The organism is Oleisolibacter albus (genome assembly GCF_003336875.1).
GTDB classification, from domain to species: domain Bacteria; phylum Pseudomonadota; class Alphaproteobacteria; order Azospirillales; family Azospirillaceae; genus Niveispirillum; species Niveispirillum album.
Map to the genome: position 1 here is coordinate 132579 of NZ_QGNJ01000010.1, position 16152 is coordinate 148730.

The window sequence follows — 16152 nt, forward strand, 5'->3', positions numbered from 1 at the left end:
ATCAGGCGGTGCGCACCTGCTCCAGGAACCGCTCCACCTGCATGCCCAGCGCATCGGCCTGGCGGGACAGGTTGCGCGCGGCGCCCAGCATGCTGTTGGCCGACGCGCCGGTCTCGTGCGCCACCTGCTCCAGGCTTTCGATGTTGCGGGTCACCTCCATGGTGCCCACCGAGGCCTGCTGCACGTTGCGGGCGATCTCCTTGGTGGCGTTGTCCTGCTCCTCGACCGCACCGGCCACCATCTCGGAGATGCCGTTGATCTCGGCGATGGTGCGGCTGATCACCAGAATGGCGTCGACCGCCTCCTTGGTGGCGTCCTGCATGGTGCTGATCTGGCTGGAGATCTCCTCGGTGGCCTTGGCCGTCTGATTGGCCAGGGACTTCACTTCCGAGGCAACGACGGCGAAGCCCTTGCCGGCCTCGCCGGCGCGGGCCGCCTCGATGGTGGCGTTCAGCGCCAGCAGATTGGTCTGGCTGGCGATGTCGCTGATCAGCTTGACCACGTCGCCGATGCTCTGCGCCCGCTGGGCCAGGGACTGCACGGTGTCGTTGGTCTTCTCCGCGGTCTTGGCCGCCTCGCGGGCGATGCGGGCCGAGGTGCCGACCTGGGTGCTGATCTCGGCCAGCGATCCGGCCAGCTGCTCGGTGGCGCTGGCCACCGACTGCACGTTGGCGCTGGCCTGCTGGGTGGCCGCGGCCACGGCGCTGGTCTGGGCCCGGCTTTCCTCGGCGCTGGCCGACAGGTTCTCGGCGGTGGACTGCACGCCGGTTGCGGCACCGGACAGTTCGGCCACCACGCCCTTGACCGAGGCTTCGAAGTCGGCGGCCAGCTGGTGCATGGCCCGCTTCTTCTCCTCGGACGCCAGACGCTCGGCCTCCTCCTGCTGCTTCTTCAGGCGGTCAACCTCCAGGGCGTTGTCCTTGAACACCTGGACCGACTTGGCCATGGCGCCGATCTCGTCACCGCGGTCGGTGCCGGTGATCTCCACCCGCAGGTCGCCGCCGGCCAGCTTGCTCATGGCGGTCTGCATGGTGTTCAGCGGCGCACCGACGATCTTGTGCAGCAGGAACACCAGGATACCGATCAGCACGGCCAGCACCACCAGGGCCACCAGCGTGTTGCCCATGACGGTGTCGGAGATGGTGCCCTGCAGGGCCGACCGGCTCCAGGCCACGGTCAGGGTGCCAACCTGGCCGCCGGTGGCGTTGATGATGGGCGCCTGCACGATCAGGTGGCTGCCCTTGTCGATCACCGTCTTCTTGGTCACCGTGTCGGGGATCTTGTTCTTGCCGAAATCATAGGCAGGAACGGTTGTGGACTTGAACTCGTCCACGGATTCGCCGTCGGCGTTGACGACGCGGACATTGGCCAGGGACGTGCCTTCGGCCTTGGTCAGCTGCTGGTACTTCTCCGCCACCGCGTCCTGGAAGCCGGATTTCACAGCGGCCGGCATCTGGGCCGCCAGCATCTCCGTCATCTGGGCCTGAGAGCTGGAGGACAGGTCCAGCATGCTGCCGCGCATCGCTGACGCGCTGATGCCGATGATCAGACCGAAGCCCAACAGGATGAAGATCGAAATCGCCACGGCGATGGTGCGGCTGATCGGCCAACGGCCGAAAATCCTGAAGCCGCCGCCGCTGCTGGCCTGCGGGCGGAGACCGCTTCGCGGATTGGCATAAGTCATCTCTGTCAACCTCTCCTGTCCATGCGCGCGCAGATCCGCATTTCATACGCGCCGACGTCTCATCCTGGGCTCAAAGATCGTAAACCATTCTTATTATGACTGATTTGCAGGCAAGATCGACGCGGCCTCATCAGACGATGACTAAAATTCTATCAATCTGGATGACCCCGTATGCTGCGACCCGGCTTGCTCTCACCCATACTTTCGCATAGGTATATCGTTACTCGTAGCTTTTTTGTAGCGACATTTCGCTTTTATAATGGGCCGAATGAACCTCGGCTGGAGTAGGCCCCACTCAACTTGCAGGGGTGCCCGCTCCGGGTCGGAGGAAAAAGAAGCCCGTCGCCATGACGGGTCATCGTGGGGATAAGCCGCCGGGGATGTGCCGAAGGGACCTTATCGAAGGGGAATGAGATCCGATGAAGACGCTGACCACGCTGGCCATTGCCTTGTCCATCATCGCGTTCGCCGGCACCGCTCAGGCGGAGTGCACGCTAAAGGACCCGCCGGCGGTGCCGGACGGCAAGACGGCGGCAGAGGCCGACATGGTCGCGGCCCAGCAGGCCATCAAATCCTTCGTGGCGGAAACGCAGGAGTACCTGCAGTGCCTGGAGTATGAGGGCAAGGGCCGCACCGGCGGTGACTGGACCCGCCGCTACAACGAGGCATCGGAGCGCATGGAGAAGCTGGCCTCCGACTTCAACAAGCAGCTGAAGGCCTTCAAGTCGAAATAGGATCCGGCTCCCGGCGGCTCCGGACCGGATCAGCGGTTCCCGCTGTCCGGGGCCGGGGCCGGGGCGATGCCGGTCTCGCCGGTCCGCTCGTCCGCCGGTGCCAGCGGGACCGTTTCCACCGCCGGCACCGGCGGGGGCTTGGTGATGGGCGGAAGCTCCGCCCCGGCCTGGCGGGAGATCAGGGCCCGCTTGGCCGGCGGGGGCGGTGCCAGCGACTTCGCCACCAGATTGGGCAGACGTGACTCGTCCCAGTCGGCCACAGGCGCGCCCAGACGCAGGATCACCAGCTCCCGTCCCTTCGACACGTAGAGCCGCTGACCACCCTCGCCGGCCAGGAAGGCCATGTCGCCTTCGGTGAAGGGTTCCTTGGCCTTGACCGGCCCGTTGCGGTCAAAGGGCCAGGCAAAGCGCATGCGCCAGCCCTCATTGCGGGAGAACAGGGTCGGCCGCAGCATCTCGTCCAGCCAGCGCGTCGGCACCAGGGCGGCGTTGTCCACCGTGCCGCCATCCAGCACCAGCAGCCCCAGGCGCAGCCAGTCGCGGGCCGTGGCCCGCACGCAGCAGGTCAGCTGCGGCACCCCCTGGGCATCGGCCTGGATCTCCGCCGCCCGCGCACCCAACGGCTGCCAGAAGGCGTCGGCCATATAGCGGGCCAGCGGCTTGCCCGCGGCCCGGGTCAGTGCCAGCCCCAGCAGCTGGGTCTCCATGGCCGAAGGCTGGAAGCGGGTGCCGGGTTCGGCCGCCAACGGCGCCGACAGGGTCCAGGCGGCGACATCGCTCCCCGGCGGCCCCGGCGGCATGTCCAGGCCGGAGGTGCCTTCCAGCAGATGGCGGATGGTGATGCGGCCGCGCGGATCGGCGGCCCATTCCGGCAGCCAGGTCGACAGCGGCCGCTCGATATCGGTCAGGGTGCCGTCCTGCAGGGCGTGGCCGGCCAGCAGCACCATCAGCCCCTGGCCCAGCCCCTGCCCGTCGAGCCGGTCGAAGGGGCGGGTGCCGGGGCCGTAATACTCCACCTGCAAGGCGCCCAGATGCCAGACCAGCAGCGCCTCGGTCCCGGTCGATTCGGCAAACGCCGTCACCGCCTTCACCCCGTCGTCGGACAGGGTGCGGCTGTCCGGCGCCGCCACCGGCAGCACCGTTCCGGCACCGCCTCCCACCTCGACCATGCCGATGGGTGGCAGCGGGGGCGGCGGGGCGGGCACGACCGGCGCCTCGGCGACCGGCGTCGCCGGCCCCGCTCCACCGGGGATCAGCCACCAGACGGCCAGGGCTCCGGCGGCAAGGATGGTGGCGGCGAGAAGGGCACGGCGCATGGCGGTCTGTCCGGTTGGCGGCCGGAGGCTCAGGCCTTCGGCACTTTATGGATCGGATATTCGCGGACCTGCACCACCTCCCAGGCCCCGTCCGGCTGGCGGCAGAGGAAACCGGTGGAGTGCTGGAACAGCGGGTCCTGCACCACAATGGAATGGAACTCGCGGCAGGGGCGGTTCTGGGCATCATAGCCATCGCGCAGCACCTTCACGGCGCCACGGCGGCTGGTGGCCGGATTGGCCCACCCTACGGGCACATCGATGGGCTTTGTCCCCATCTCGCGCAGCGCGCCCTGGATGGCGGCCTTGTCGCTGTCCTCCAGGGTGATGGTGGTGGGCTCGGCCGGCGCGGCCGGCGGCGGGGGCGGAGGTGCCTCGGGCGCCTTGGAGGCACAAGCGGCCAGTGTCAGGATTGCGACCAGGGGAAGGGCACGCCGCAGCATTTCGGAGGATCATCCTTGAAAGACGGGAGGGCCTTATCTGCCAAAGCCCCGGACCGGGGGCAAGGGTCGCCGGGTCGGGATCGAACAGGTCACGTCCTTTGCACATACCTCCCCTTGATTCACGGCAATGGTGGCAAAAGCACGGCACACCTGCGCCGCCGGGGGCGAGGTCCGGCTTATTGACGCGGCGGGGATGGAACGCCATCTGCAAAGGGACGGCCTGTTGCCCTGCCCCGTGACCGGACCGGCCCCATCCGCCGGCATCGGCGCCACGGTCCCGGCCCCCCGTCACGGCGGCAACCGCGACGGCGCCGCCCATGTTTCTGTCCTCCCGACCCGACCCCTGGCGACACGGGTTCGCCAGCGCCGGCCGTCCGGCCGGATGCCGGTCGGGACCGGAGGTGTATCGGGACCCGGCCTGCGCCGGGTCGGAAACGGGGGTTCCATGCGTGTGAATGACTCCGGGGACGTGAAAAGCACCGATCCCTATGATGTCCTGGGGGTGGCCCGCACGGCGGACGCCGCCGCCATCAAAACCGCGTACCGCAAGCTGGCCAAGCGCTGGCATCCCGACCTCAATCCCGGCGATGCGGCGGCGGCTGAGCGCTTCAAGCAGATCTCGGCCGCCTACGATCTGCTGTCCGATCCGGAGAAGAAGACGCGCTTCGACCGCGGGGAGATCGACGCCAGCGGCCAGGAACAGGCGCCCCGCGGCTTTTACCGCGATTTTGCCGAGGGGCCGGGCGGCACCGCCTATGGCAGCGAACAGCCGGTCTTCGACGAGGATCTGTTCGCCGACCTGTTCGGCGGCCTGGGCGCGGGTCCACGGGGGGCCGGCGGCCACAGGCATCGGCGCGGGGCCGACGTCTCCTACAGTCTGCGCATCGACTTCCTGGATGCCGTCAACGGCGCCCGCCGTCGCCTGACCCTGCCCGACGGCCGTGCGCTCGAGGTCACCATCCCGCCGGGCACGCAGGACCGGCAGACCCTGCGCCTGAAAGGCCAGGGGCAGCCCGGACTCGGCGGTGGGCCGGCCGGCGACGCCTATGTGGAGGTGCATGTCCAGCCCCATGCCTGGTTCACCCGCAAGGACAGCGACATCCATCTGGACTTGCCGGTCTCGCTGACCGAGGCGGTGCTGGGCGGCAAGGTTCCGGTCCCCACCATATCGGGCGAGGTGATGCTGACCATTCCCCGCGGCTCCAACACCGGTACCGTGCTGCGCCTGCGCGGCAGGGGTGTGCCGGGCCGCGGGACCGACCCCGCCGGCGACCAGTATGTGCGGCTGAAGGTCCTGCTGCCGGAGGGGGAGGATGCCGATCTGGCCCGTTTCGTTGAAGGCTGGGCCGGCCGGACCTATGACGTTCGCAGCAAGGCGGGGATGAAACCATGAGACGGCAAACGGAAGTGGCGATCCTCTGTGGTGTCTCGCCGGGGGAGATCGGTGTCTGGGTCGAACAGCGCTGGCTGCGCCCGCTGCGCGACGAGGACGGATTGCACTTTTCCGAGGTCGATACCGCCCGTGCCCGCCTCATCGCCGAGTTGGAGCGCGATCTGGGCATCGCGCCGGAGTCGATGCCGGTGGTGCTCTCCCTGCTGGACCAGATCCACACGCTGCGGCGGCGGGTGCGCGTGCTGTCCAACGCCCTGCTGGACTTGCCGGACGAAACCCGCGCCGCCCTCTGCCGCCGCCTGCTGGACACCGAATCCCCGCCCCGGCCCCACGGCGCCCCGGTGGGCGGCCCCCAACCGGACGGTGAGGACGCCGATGGCGGCTGACTCGGCCGCGGATCAGACACGACGGATGCGGCGCGGCACGCGGGGACCCGGGCAATACACGGTCCGGACACCCCGCCCTGGTCCGGCCGCTGCCCGCACATCTCCGCATCGGCGATCCAAAGGGGCACGGAAAGCAGGCGACAAAGCGATACTGGGCGACTTTCAGCAACGCCCCATATCGATACGAACTCAGGCCTCGAATTTCTTATATACATATACAAAAGTATGATAAATTAGATCATGTCTTCATAGTGCGCTTGCCCGTAAATCCTTCGGCGATTTCAGTTCGAAATAAAAATATTATCTCAAGGGAGAGAATATAGTGCGGTTCAAGAAGCTTGACCTTAACCTTCTGGTGGCTCTGGATGCGCTCCTGACAACGCAGAGCGTTACGGCGGCGGCAGAGCGTTTGCATTTGAGCCAGCCGGCAACGAGCTATGCCCTGACTCGCCTAAGAGATGTATTCGATGACGAACTTCTTGTTCTGTCGGGCAAAAAGATGGTCCCGACGCCCATTGCAAATGAGTTGTTGCCGCAAGTTCGCGACATATTGGCCAGAGTGGACAATATGGTCAGCTCCGCAAGCAGTTTTGATCCAGCTCTGTCGAAGCGGAATTTCAGGATTGCAGCATCTGATTATGCGAATCTGAGCATCATAACCCCTTCAATAGAGTATATTAGCCGCTCCGCACCGGGCATTACTGTTTCATTGGTCCCATTTTTTACCCAACCCGTCCTCGCGGACCTTGTTCGTGGGGATATAGATTTCTTAATTATTCCGACGGATTTCCCAGATGTGTCGGACTGCCATCGACACGTAATTTCCACAGAGCCATTTGTCTGCATTGCCTGGTCCGGCAACACAGACTTACAAGCGCCCATTACAATTGACGATTTCTCCCGACATGACCACGTGATCATGACACCGTATGGAACGACTCAGAAATCCGTCGATGAACAGTTCTTTCATCAGCGTGGCATCATAAGGACCGCCGCGATCCGCACGGCGCTGCACAGTTCTATTCCTGGCTTCCTGGTTGGAACCGATCGGATCGGCTGCATACCAAAGAGCTTGGCTCTATTATTTTCCAGATGCTTTCCCATTAAAATCGTGGAAACGGCGTTCACGATGCCCACGATCACACAGACCCTCACCTGGCACTTGTCGCGCGATAAGGACGAGGCGCTGAAATGGGTGAAGGATGTCATCATCGATGTGACGAAGATCCAGTTTGGGAAATAGCAGGCCTGGAGGCTGTCGCGACGCAAGGAGCGGCCCATTCTCCGGGCCGCTCCTTGCGCAGTGAACGGCGGCGCACGCGGCGGTTCTTGCGACGGTCAGGATCCGCCCCCCACCGCCCTCTTTTCCAGGTGCGCAATTTGGATAGCGGTGGAGCGGCCCCGACAGACGAGGCGGCGGGTCCGCTCACCGGCATTCCGCGTTATCTGCCGATGCTGGGAAGCAGAACGAAGGGGCAGAGGCTGGCTCCCAACAGCACGCCATAGGCCGCCTTCACCCCCAGCAAGGCGTGAAAGGGTACGGATATCCACCCGCCGGCCCACAACGCGAGATACGATCCGCCAACAAAGACGATGAACCATACGGCGCAGAGAACCACGGTGCGCACCAGCAGATTCCGCGGCACCAAGCGCACGATCCCTGTCACGTCCTCCCAGTTGAGATCAGGGATCTCGCCCTTACGCCGGCGGACCCGTATGGCCGCCGGCGTGATCAGGCAGATTGCCAGCACGGGCAGGATGGTCCCAGGCACCTGGTCCATCATGATGCCTTCACCGCCCCAGACCGGTACGTCTGCTTGGCCGGAGAAAAACAACCAAGCAAAGAAGACACACAATATTCCTGTCACAGCCCCCATGACATAGGTTTCTCTGACCAGAAAATTCCGCAAGCCATGACGGGTTGGCTGGTGAGGGTATGCGGTCATAGCGACATACTCCTTCTATTTAGAAAATATTCGATCGTCCGGCGCCAAAAATTCTTAAAGCTTGTAGGCCAGATGCGCCCAGACCGTATTTCCTTGCGTCCTGTTCTTGGAATACAGATCCGGCTGCCACGATATGGTCCCGGTTGCCGGTCCGAAGAAGTAACTCGCCTTGGGACCGATGGCGAAAGCCTCTCCACGGTTTCCATTCTCGAAGATTCCGGCGAGAGGATTGGCGCGTATCTTGGATCCTCCCACCTCATCATCAGTCAACTGCTTGTAATAGTACCCCGCCACGCCCAGATTGAGCGGTCCAAAGCTCCAGCCGGCAATAAAGTCCATCTCGAACTCCGTGCCGGACTTATAATCCGTATCATTGTTTTTCTGGTTTATAAGGAGGCGCGGAGATATCTGGAAAGTTAACCCATCCCTATCAATGTAGGCCAACCCGGTCACAATGTTATGTGACCAGTAATTTCGGCCAACATTCAAGCTGCGGCTGCTATCATATTTGCCAACCGGCACGACCACATCATAACCCAGCACCATGGTCAGATTCTGACCGAAATGCCAGCCAAGTATCGCAGGAGATATGGTGATGTCCGCCAATCCGGCGTCCTTATCCTTATGGTGAGCAATGTCCGAGTCCAATTTGACAAGGGCCGTAACGGCCTGTGACGCCAGATTCGCACCCAGAATTTTGGTGTCCCAGACATAGAACGACCTGTGGACCAGCGATGCGGCTTCAACCTTGAAACCGCCAGGAAATTTGACCTTATCGCCGTCGCCGTCATTCATCCGCGTTGCTGAAAAGTAACTCGGAATCACGACCCCATAGAACCCCGGATCGGGCGGCATGGCACCGGAGAGATGCATCGACGATCCTGCGGCGTAGGATGACCCGCCCCCTTCCGTCGCAGCACCGGGCGCGCAATGCAGGCCGATCGAGATCGCGGCACATGCGCCGATAAAATGACTCCTCATATATGGATACTTCATTGGGACCTCCTCATTACGCCATTGACATTCCGTCATGGCCTGATATTTTATTTACACACAACCATTCTTCGCGAGAATTACTGTGTTAATGACCGTGTTATCGGCTTCTTTATTGATAAAGACCTAGGTGCCGCCAGCACACTTGCCTCGAACTCTCGCTTTTCCGGACAATGGCGGCGGCGGCGATGGCGTGAAACCGATGCCGCGCGGAGCTGCAGCGCGCGTCATAGAGGGGCCGTCGGGACCTGGCCGGCTCAAGGCCGGTCCCCAGGTAAAAGGTCCGGTTAAAACACGCCCCTGTGCGCGCCGCGGCGCGGCGGACACAATCGAGCACGGAACCAGGCCAAGCAGACCGACGCTGCCCTGTCGTTCTCGTGCACCGACGTGGACGCGCGCTTATTGTTGTCGCATCGACGTCGGTGCATAGCGCAGTGAAAGACCTGGAGCCGCGGGCCGGCAGAGGCGAAGCCTCCGTCGGAACTGATGCACGCCCGCATCGGCCGGAACTGTTGCTGCCTTGGCCGCCTAGTTCCGGCGAGCGGCATATCCGTCGGGCAATTCGCCTGCGGCGCAGGCAATCACGTCCTCCCGATCAGGACCGCAATCTTCCAAAAACGAGATATGGGCAAACTCGTCGACCACCATTTTCGGATAGGTCGGCCCCTCATCGCGGTATTTCCGCATAAGGTCCAGATGGTCGTTCTGGAAGCACACGGTCTTCTTCGGGTTTTCAGCAATCCAGCGCGGGAAGAAGATGACGCCGTGAATGCGGCGTTCGGCAAAATTGACGGCAACGCTCACTGCGGTTCCTGTCGGCTCATCCCAGGACAGCTTGCAGACATCGTCGGACAGGCGGACGATGTGGGTCTTCTGATCACGCACCCACCTTCCACCGACGATGCCGCTATGAATGCGATAGTCGATCGTCGTGGAGTTCTTGATGTAGATCTCGTATTGCCATCCATTCTCATAGGTATAAATGAAGTGACGCCCGACAAACCGAACAATTTCTTCCGGTTTTGTGGATTCGAATTCGTTCGACATGATGATTTTCCCGGATTTGATTATCACATCAAAAATCTGATGCGTTTTAGGCAATGGATGTTTTCCGTCCATCGAACTCCCAGTGCTGGTGCGCCCTGCATCCTGTGATGTGCACACCAGCACTGGCAGGCAAGCTCCCGGCGCTCACACGACCATGCGGCCGCCGAACTCCTTGTAAATACGCGGGAGGAATGTCTTGAAGCGCGTGAACTCGCACACATTGTGCCGCGCCAGCCCCTGAACGGCCACCGGCGGCACGGCGACACCCGGCGGCAGTGTCAGTTCCGGCTTGCCGTTGGAGAGGCGATAGCCCATCCAGAAGCGGGTACGATGCTCCAGGCCGGCCTCGGTCTCACGGAAGATGTGGCACATCATCGCCGGGGCGGTGATGCTCTCGTCCGTCTTGTCGACGGAGACGGCCCAGCCCTGCCCACCAGCAAAAGTGGCCACATTGGGACGCTTCCAACGGCTCATGTCGAAGCCGAAATCCTTCGGCGACTTGAAGCTGATGGTGACGTTGTCCATCCCGCAGTTGCAGTTCTCGGTAACGTGATGCGTCACCCCCCAGTTCCGTTCAGACCAGGGGATCGTCTCGTCCATCAACCGCGCGCGGCCTTCCGGGCTGAGCATGATGCCAGCGTGCTGGGGCGGGTACCAGATGCGGTAGCGCAGATCTTCGACCGGGTGCCAGGCAAACCACCAGTCGATCATTTCTGCGGTAACGTCCGGGTAGACAATCTTGTTGGCGATGAAGCCCGCACCGTTGGCCAGGTTGCACCAGCCGATTTCCGTGTCCAGATCCCCCGGATTGAGCAGATCATTCATCTGTTCGGGGTAGAGGGCCTTCGCCGGATCGCAGGGCTTGTCCATCATGGCCATGTGCGCCGGGTCGGGCTGCGGAATCTCGTCGTAATAGTATTTTGCGAACGGCCGGGCTTCCTCCTCGGGCGTCAGCGGCGGCTGGCCGGCTTTGATCGCTGTCGAGGCGTACCAGTCGCCATAGTTTTTCTGCACCGTATATTCGGTCGAGTTCACAGTCATGGCTGCGCTCCTTTATTCTGGCAGTTGGCCTGGTCAGGCCTTCGGCGTGTCACGCACGACGACGATTTCCTTGGTGTACAGGAAGAACGACTTTGACCAGTTGGCAAATTTCTTCTTCGAGTAGCTCTTCAGAGCTTCATTGTACTGGCGGAACGCACCAGCCTGTTCGATCGTATCGTACCAATGGAATGCGACCGCGTCATAGACAGGCGGATTCACCATTTTGAAATGCTTGCGTGCGGCAGCGTCGTTGTCGTTGGCGCGGCAACGCTTGTTCAGCACGCAGCGGCGCAGCTGCTCACGGGCGTAGGGAACTTTTTCCAGTGCCTCCTCGTGCGCTTCACGCCAATACTTCAGATAGTCCTCCGGATAGACGCTCTCATCGCGCATGATGTATTGTAGCACCTTGAGCGCGCCCACACCCTCGACGAGGCCAAGACCCGGATTATAGGTGGCCATAGGGGTGGGAACGGGGATCTCCTCCTCCTCGACCATGACGATGATGTTATTGCGTTCATCGGCGAAGAACTTGCCGTCGACCGATGCCGCCGACGGTTCGGCCGGCTCAAGGGTGGACAGCATGTCGCGGAAACTGTCAAAGGACAGTTCCACAACGGCGTCGCGTTCGGCCAACTGCTGGTGGGTGTCGTCGTCCAACACGCCGAAGGCACCGTCAATGACATGGTTCTGTACATATGACGCGATCTTAAGGCGTTCACGACGGGCAATCGTGCCGTGGACGAACTCGAGATAGCGCTGATAATCGGCGCGCGTCAGGCCAGGCCGCCGCCGCGATGCGGCCAGAAGCTTAATGGGCATATAAATCCTCCTGATTTCAAAGTTATTGCGCCAGTTTTTCAAGAAAACCTTTCGCAGAGGCGCGTATTTTAAAATTAAAGTCACACCTTTATGAAAGACCTACTTGCCCAATGGCGCAGATATCTATGGATCCATCGTCGGATGACAGGGACATTCTGCCCAGAGGCCGGGGGTCTGTAAAATTCGTAGCTCGGAGGGTATGGATAAGCCGCATGAATGCATGCCGTCTGGTGGCGCCGTTCGTGGGGGCGTGTCGTGCCCACCAAAGGGACCGCCGGCCACGCGGATCGCGGTGGCGCACACCGATGGAAGCGCTGGCCCGGAGCGCCCCGCATGCCATTGGTCCCGCCGGCCGCGCGCGCTGATCCGGCCGCCCGCGCTTATTGTGATAACTTCCGTCAAGGACAGGCCGGATTTCCTGGGGCGGCAGACCGGATCCGATCGGGCCGGCCCCCCGGCCACAAGCCTGGGCTGCCCGATTACCCCCGATGGCCGATCCGGCCGTCGTCACGTCCCACGCTTGACCTGGGTCAAGGCGGGAACCATGCGGCGGGCACATCGTCGCAGCCACTGTGCGGGGGTCCACCCCGCCCGATCCGGCGCACAAAGCCCGGACGCCAACAGCAGGAGGAACGTGCCATGCCCGCCCGGATGAAGGCCGCCATCTTCGTCGAACCCGGCCGCATCGTGCTGGATGAGAAGCCCATCCCCGACGTCGGCCCTACCGATGCGCTGATCCGCATCACCACCACCACCATCTGCGGCACCGATGTCCATATCCTCAAGGGCGAATACCCCGTGGACAGGGGCCTGACCATCGGCCACGAGCCGGTGGGCGTGATCGAGAAGCTGGGGTCGGCCGTGCGCGGCTACCATGAGGGCCAGCGCGTCATCGCTGGCGCCATCTGCCCCTCGGGCCAGAGCAACGCCGATCTCGACGGCTATCACAGCCAGTGCGGCCCCGACTGCAAACACGGCTTCAAGCCCCTGGGCGGCTGGCGCTTCGGCAACACCATCGACGGCACCCAAGCCGAATATGTGCTGGTGCCCGATGCCCAGGCCAATCTGGCCCCGGTGCCGGATTTCCTGACCGACGAGCAGGTCCTGATGTGCCCCGACATCATGTCCACCGGCTTCGGCGGGGCCGAAAGCGGCAATATCCGCATCGGCGACACGGTCGTGGTCTTCGCCCAGGGACCCATCGGCCTCTGCGCCACGGCGGGAGCCAAGCTGAAGGGCGCCACCAGCATCATCGCCGTGGACGGGCTGGACGCCCGGCTGGAGGTGTCGCGCCAGATGGGCGCCGACCATGTCATCAACATCAACAAGCTCGACCCGGTGGACGAGATCATGCGCCTGACCGACGGGCGCGGGGTCGATGTCGCCATCGAGGCGCTGGGACGGCAGGCCACCTTCGAGGCGGCGCTGCGGGTGCTGCGGCCGGGCGGGACCCTGTCCTCCCTCGGCGTCTATTCCGACGACCTCAGGCTGCCGCTGGGACCGTTCCTGGCCGGCCTCGGCGACCACAAGATCATCACCACCCTCTGCCCCGGCGGCAAGGAGCGCATGCGCCGGCTGATGAATGTCATCGCCTCGGGCCGGGTCGATCTCAAGCCCCTGGTCACCCACCGGTACAAGCTGGACGACATCGAAGCCGCGTATGAGCTGTTCGCGCACCAGCGCGACGGCGTGCTGAAGGTGGCCATCACCCCGTTCTGACCTGCGCCTCCGGATCGGCGCGGTCCGATCCGTGCCTTCCGCCCGGCCGCGGGGTCAACAGCCCCGCAGCCGGTTGTGGATGGCCGTCGCGGCGATGGCGCCCTGGGCCTGGGCGATGGTGATCTGGTTCAGGCCCGGCACCACATCCCCTGCCGCATACAGGCCGGGGATGCTGGTGGTCTGGTGACCGTCCACCCGCAGCCGGCCATCCTCGGCCAGATCGGCGCCCAGACGGCGGACCAGCTCGGTGCGCGGGTCCATGCCCAGGGCGGAATAGACGGTGTCGAAGGCGACACAGCCGCCACCGGCCAGATGGAAGGCCTCCAGCCGGCCGCCGGCCACGGCCACCCGCTTCACCGGCTGTTCCACGGCCCGGATGCCGGCCCGGTCCAGCCGCCGGTGCTGATCCTCGGTCAGCGGCTGCCCCAGGGTCAGCAGGGTCAGATCATCGGCATAGAAGCGGATGAACTCGGCTTCCCGCACCCCATGCTCTCCCTGGCCGATGACACCGACACGGGCACCGCTGACCTCGTAGCCGTCGCAGATGGGGCAATAGCGCACCAGTCCCTTGCGCACGCTGTCATAGTGGTCGGGCAGGCCCGGTTCCCGATCGACCACACCCGTGGCCAGCAGCACCATCGATGCCGTCCAGCGGCTGCCATCCTCGGCGCTGACACTGAAGTCCGCCCCGTCGCGGTCGAGCTGCGTGATGCGGCCATGGCGCAGGGGGGCGCCGTAAGTTTCCGCCTGCGTCCGCATGCGCTGCAGCAGGTCGGCCCCATCGATGCCGCCGGGGAAGCCGGGATGGTTGTGGCTGGTCGGGATCCAGGCACAACGGGCATTGCCGGCATCCACCAGCACGAAGCGCCGCCTGTAGCGGGCCAGATAGATGGCGGCGGTCAACCCTGCCGGGCCGCCGCCGATTATCAGCGCATCCAGGCGGTCCGCCCTGTCGGCGGCACCGCCCTCTGCACCCTCCGCCGCGCCGCCGCCGGTCATCGGCCGGTCAGACGTCGTAATCCACGCCCGGCGTCTTCGAACGGTCGATCGTGCCGCCCTCGCTGTGCGCCTTTTCCGATTGCTCGGTCAGCTGGGAATCCCCCATCACCTCGTCCTTGGATTGGCTGTCGGATGTGCCGCCGGGCTTGCCGGTCGGGTGCTGCGGCTTGTCCTGGGATTTCTGCCTGTCGGTCATGTCGCATCGCCCTGCTGGTGAACGCTGTCTCCTCAACAGGGGCCGGGCAGCTTCGTCGCGCGGCTCCCCTCATTCCGGGAACCTCGCCCCCCGGGACCGGTTGCCCCAGGATCGTTCCAGTGGAACGTCACCACCAGGGAGAAGCCCCGTGTCGAAGAAGGACCATCCGGTCAAGAACCAGCTGAAGGCCGAAGCGCATGGCAAGCCGCCCAAGGCCGGCGGCGCCCATGACCAGCCCAACGATCTGGCCGACACGCCCTTGAACCCGCATGAGCAGGGCCAGGGCCATCAGCGCCAGCCGAAACCGTGAAACGGGCGGCCGGGTTGCGGGAGCCCGCCTCCCGGCCGCATCCCCATACCCACCAGAAGATTGTTTCGCCAACTGCAATAGCAATCTAAAATGGAACGGTCCGATTCCAGTCGTCACCGCGCGTCGCCAGTCAGCCATTACCGCCGATACCCGGGCCGCGTGCGGCATGCCGACCTCGCCCGGGCTCCGGCAGGGATCCTTGGCAAGGGACGGTAGGAGCGGCGAAGCCTGAAGATGGGGGCGTGCCATGCAGTTCATCAACTCTTTGCAACGTATCCAGCAGGCGCGCCATCTCAACCGTCTCGCGGCCCTTGGCCGCCATCTGCTTTGGCAGGCCCGCAAACCCCTGTTGCGTTTCGCTCCGGCTGACCGGCGCCTGTCCCGTTCACTCATCCGTGACGATGTCCCGGGCGGCGTCATTGCCCTGGTCAACAGCCTGGGTTGCTACGATTACAACAACATGTCCTTCGTCCAGCATCTTCTGCGGCAAGGTGGGCTGTTCATCGACGTGGGTGCCAACATCGGCGCCTATACCCTGATCGCCTCCGAATTGCCCGGCGTGACCGTGGTGGCGCTGGAACCCAATCCCACCGCGTTCCGCAAGCTCTGCTTCAATGTGGAGCGCAATCGGCGCCGCAATGTCCATCTGCTGAACGAGGCCGCGTCCGACCATGCTGGAACCATCCAGATGACCAATGACGGCTCCAGTTCGATCAACCGGGTTGTCGACCCTGTGGCCGACCCCGACGGGCAGCAAGCCGCCACCATCGCCGTGCCCTGCCGCCGCCTGGACCAGAGTCTGCCGTCGCTGGGCCTCCCGATACCGGATGGACTGCCGGTGCTGGTGAAAATGGACATCGAAGGGCACGAACCCGCCGCCCTGGCTGGCATGGAGGGTCTGTTCGACCGGATTGACGCCATACTGGTCGAGAACGGTGAACGGGACGGCTGTCGGCGGATCCTGACCGAGGCCGGTTTCCAGGGACCCTACTTCGTCGATCTGGGGTCGGCCCGTCTGCGGCGCGCGCCGTTGCCCGGCAAGGAAGATGCGCTCTACCTCCGCGCACCGGTCGAAGGGTTCTGCCCGGACTGACCCCGTTCCCGGCGAATCCCCCTCTTGGCATTTTCT

The 16152-nt window shown here is 63.8% G+C and carries 17 protein-coding genes; 7 read left to right on the top strand and 10 right to left on the bottom strand.

Annotated features, from left to right (window positions below):
* Nucleotide 1 precedes the first annotated feature (1 nt).
* Entirely contained in the window at nucleotides 2-1684 is a 1683-nt protein-coding gene (locus DK368_RS14745) for a methyl-accepting chemotaxis protein (protein WP_114394726.1), read from the bottom strand.
* A gap of 419 nt (nucleotides 1685-2103) precedes the next feature.
* Between DK368_RS14745 and DK368_RS14750 the strand changes: the two genes are divergently transcribed.
* A complete protein-coding gene (locus tag DK368_RS14750; RefSeq protein WP_114394727.1) occupies nucleotides 2104-2418 on the top strand; it encodes a hypothetical protein in 315 nt (104 codons plus the stop codon).
* A gap of 29 nt (nucleotides 2419-2447) precedes the next feature.
* Here the strand turns inward: DK368_RS14750 and DK368_RS14755 are convergent, their stop codons facing one another.
* Both DK368_RS14755 and DK368_RS14760 read right to left on the bottom strand, forming a co-directional pair.
* A complete protein-coding gene (locus DK368_RS14755; RefSeq protein WP_114394728.1) occupies nucleotides 2448-3734 on the bottom strand; it encodes a serine hydrolase domain-containing protein in 1287 nt (428 codons plus the stop codon).
* Nucleotides 3735-3763: 29 nt separating this feature from the next.
* The gene (locus DK368_RS14760) at nucleotides 3764-4174 is read right to left on the bottom strand and encodes an RT0821/Lpp0805 family surface protein (protein ID WP_114394729.1); all 411 of its coding nucleotides are present in this window, start codon (nucleotides 4172-4174) and stop codon (nucleotides 3764-3766) included.
* Nucleotides 4175-4619: 445 nt separating this feature from the next.
* Between DK368_RS14760 and DK368_RS14765 the strand changes: the two genes are divergently transcribed.
* From DK368_RS14765 to DK368_RS14775, 3 genes are all read left to right on the top strand, one after another.
* Entirely contained in the window at nucleotides 4620-5567 is a 948-nt protein-coding gene (locus DK368_RS14765) for a DnaJ C-terminal domain-containing protein (protein ID WP_114394730.1), read from the top strand.
* Nucleotides 5564-5953 carry a chaperone modulator CbpM gene (locus DK368_RS14770; RefSeq protein ID WP_114394731.1) on the top strand — a complete coding sequence of 130 codons (390 nt, stop codon included), beginning with the start codon at nucleotides 5564-5566 and terminating at the stop codon, nucleotides 5951-5953. Before DK368_RS14765 ends, DK368_RS14770 begins: the two co-directional genes overlap by 4 nt.
* A 322-nt stretch (nucleotides 5954-6275) precedes the next feature.
* Nucleotides 6276-7196 carry a LysR family transcriptional regulator gene (locus DK368_RS14775; RefSeq protein WP_114394732.1) on the top strand — a complete coding sequence of 307 codons (921 nt, stop codon included), beginning with the start codon at nucleotides 6276-6278 and terminating at the stop codon, nucleotides 7194-7196.
* Nucleotides 7197-7395: 199 nt separating this feature from the next.
* Here DK368_RS14775 and DK368_RS14780 read toward each other — a convergent pair whose 3' ends face one another.
* From DK368_RS14780 to DK368_RS14800, 5 genes are all read right to left on the bottom strand, one after another.
* Nucleotides 7396-7899, bottom strand: coding sequence for a hypothetical protein (locus DK368_RS14780; RefSeq protein WP_155524591.1), 504 nt, complete (start codon nucleotides 7897-7899; stop codon nucleotides 7396-7398).
* 54 nt (nucleotides 7900-7953) lie between these two features.
* The gene (locus DK368_RS14785) at nucleotides 7954-8895 is read right to left on the bottom strand and encodes a SphA family protein (RefSeq protein WP_162306044.1); all 942 of its coding nucleotides are present in this window, start codon (nucleotides 8893-8895) and stop codon (nucleotides 7954-7956) included.
* A gap of 525 nt (nucleotides 8896-9420) precedes the next feature.
* A complete protein-coding gene (locus DK368_RS14790; RefSeq protein ID WP_114394735.1) occupies nucleotides 9421-9939 on the bottom strand; it encodes a phenolic acid decarboxylase in 519 nt (172 codons plus the stop codon).
* A gap of 144 nt (nucleotides 9940-10083) precedes the next feature.
* Nucleotides 10084-10980, bottom strand: coding sequence for a DAPG hydrolase family protein (locus DK368_RS14795; protein WP_114394736.1), 897 nt, complete (start codon nucleotides 10978-10980; stop codon nucleotides 10084-10086).
* 33 nt (nucleotides 10981-11013) lie between these two features.
* On the bottom strand, nucleotides 11014-11799 hold the full coding sequence (locus DK368_RS14800) for an EthD domain-containing protein (RefSeq protein WP_114394737.1): 786 nt from the start codon (nucleotides 11797-11799) through the stop codon (nucleotides 11014-11016).
* Nucleotides 11800-12438: 639 nt separating this feature from the next.
* On the opposite strand from DK368_RS14800, the gene DK368_RS14805 reads away from it, so the two are divergent.
* Nucleotides 12439-13518, top strand: coding sequence for an NAD(P)-dependent alcohol dehydrogenase (locus DK368_RS14805; protein WP_114394738.1), 1080 nt, complete (start codon nucleotides 12439-12441; stop codon nucleotides 13516-13518).
* 54 nt (nucleotides 13519-13572) lie between these two features.
* Here DK368_RS14805 and DK368_RS14810 read toward each other — a convergent pair whose 3' ends face one another.
* On the bottom strand, nucleotides 13573-14517 hold the full coding sequence (locus tag DK368_RS14810; RefSeq protein ID WP_114394739.1) for an NAD(P)/FAD-dependent oxidoreductase: 945 nt from the start codon (nucleotides 14515-14517) through the stop codon (nucleotides 13573-13575).
* Nucleotides 14518-14524: 7 nt separating this feature from the next.
* Nucleotides 14525-14713: a hypothetical protein gene (locus tag DK368_RS14815; protein WP_114394740.1), complete on the bottom strand. Its 189-nt coding sequence runs from the start codon at nucleotides 14711-14713 to the stop codon at nucleotides 14525-14527.
* 148 nt (nucleotides 14714-14861) lie between these two features.
* Between DK368_RS14815 and DK368_RS21455 the strand changes: the two genes are divergently transcribed.
* Complete coding sequence (locus DK368_RS21455) at nucleotides 14862-15023, top strand: hypothetical protein (RefSeq protein WP_155524592.1); 162 nt, start codon at nucleotides 14862-14864, stop codon at nucleotides 15021-15023.
* A 247-nt stretch (nucleotides 15024-15270) separates the two neighbouring features.
* Complete coding sequence (locus DK368_RS14820; protein WP_114394741.1) at nucleotides 15271-16116, top strand: FkbM family methyltransferase; 846 nt, start codon at nucleotides 15271-15273, stop codon at nucleotides 16114-16116.
* The last annotated feature ends 36 nt before the right edge of the window (nucleotides 16117-16152 follow it).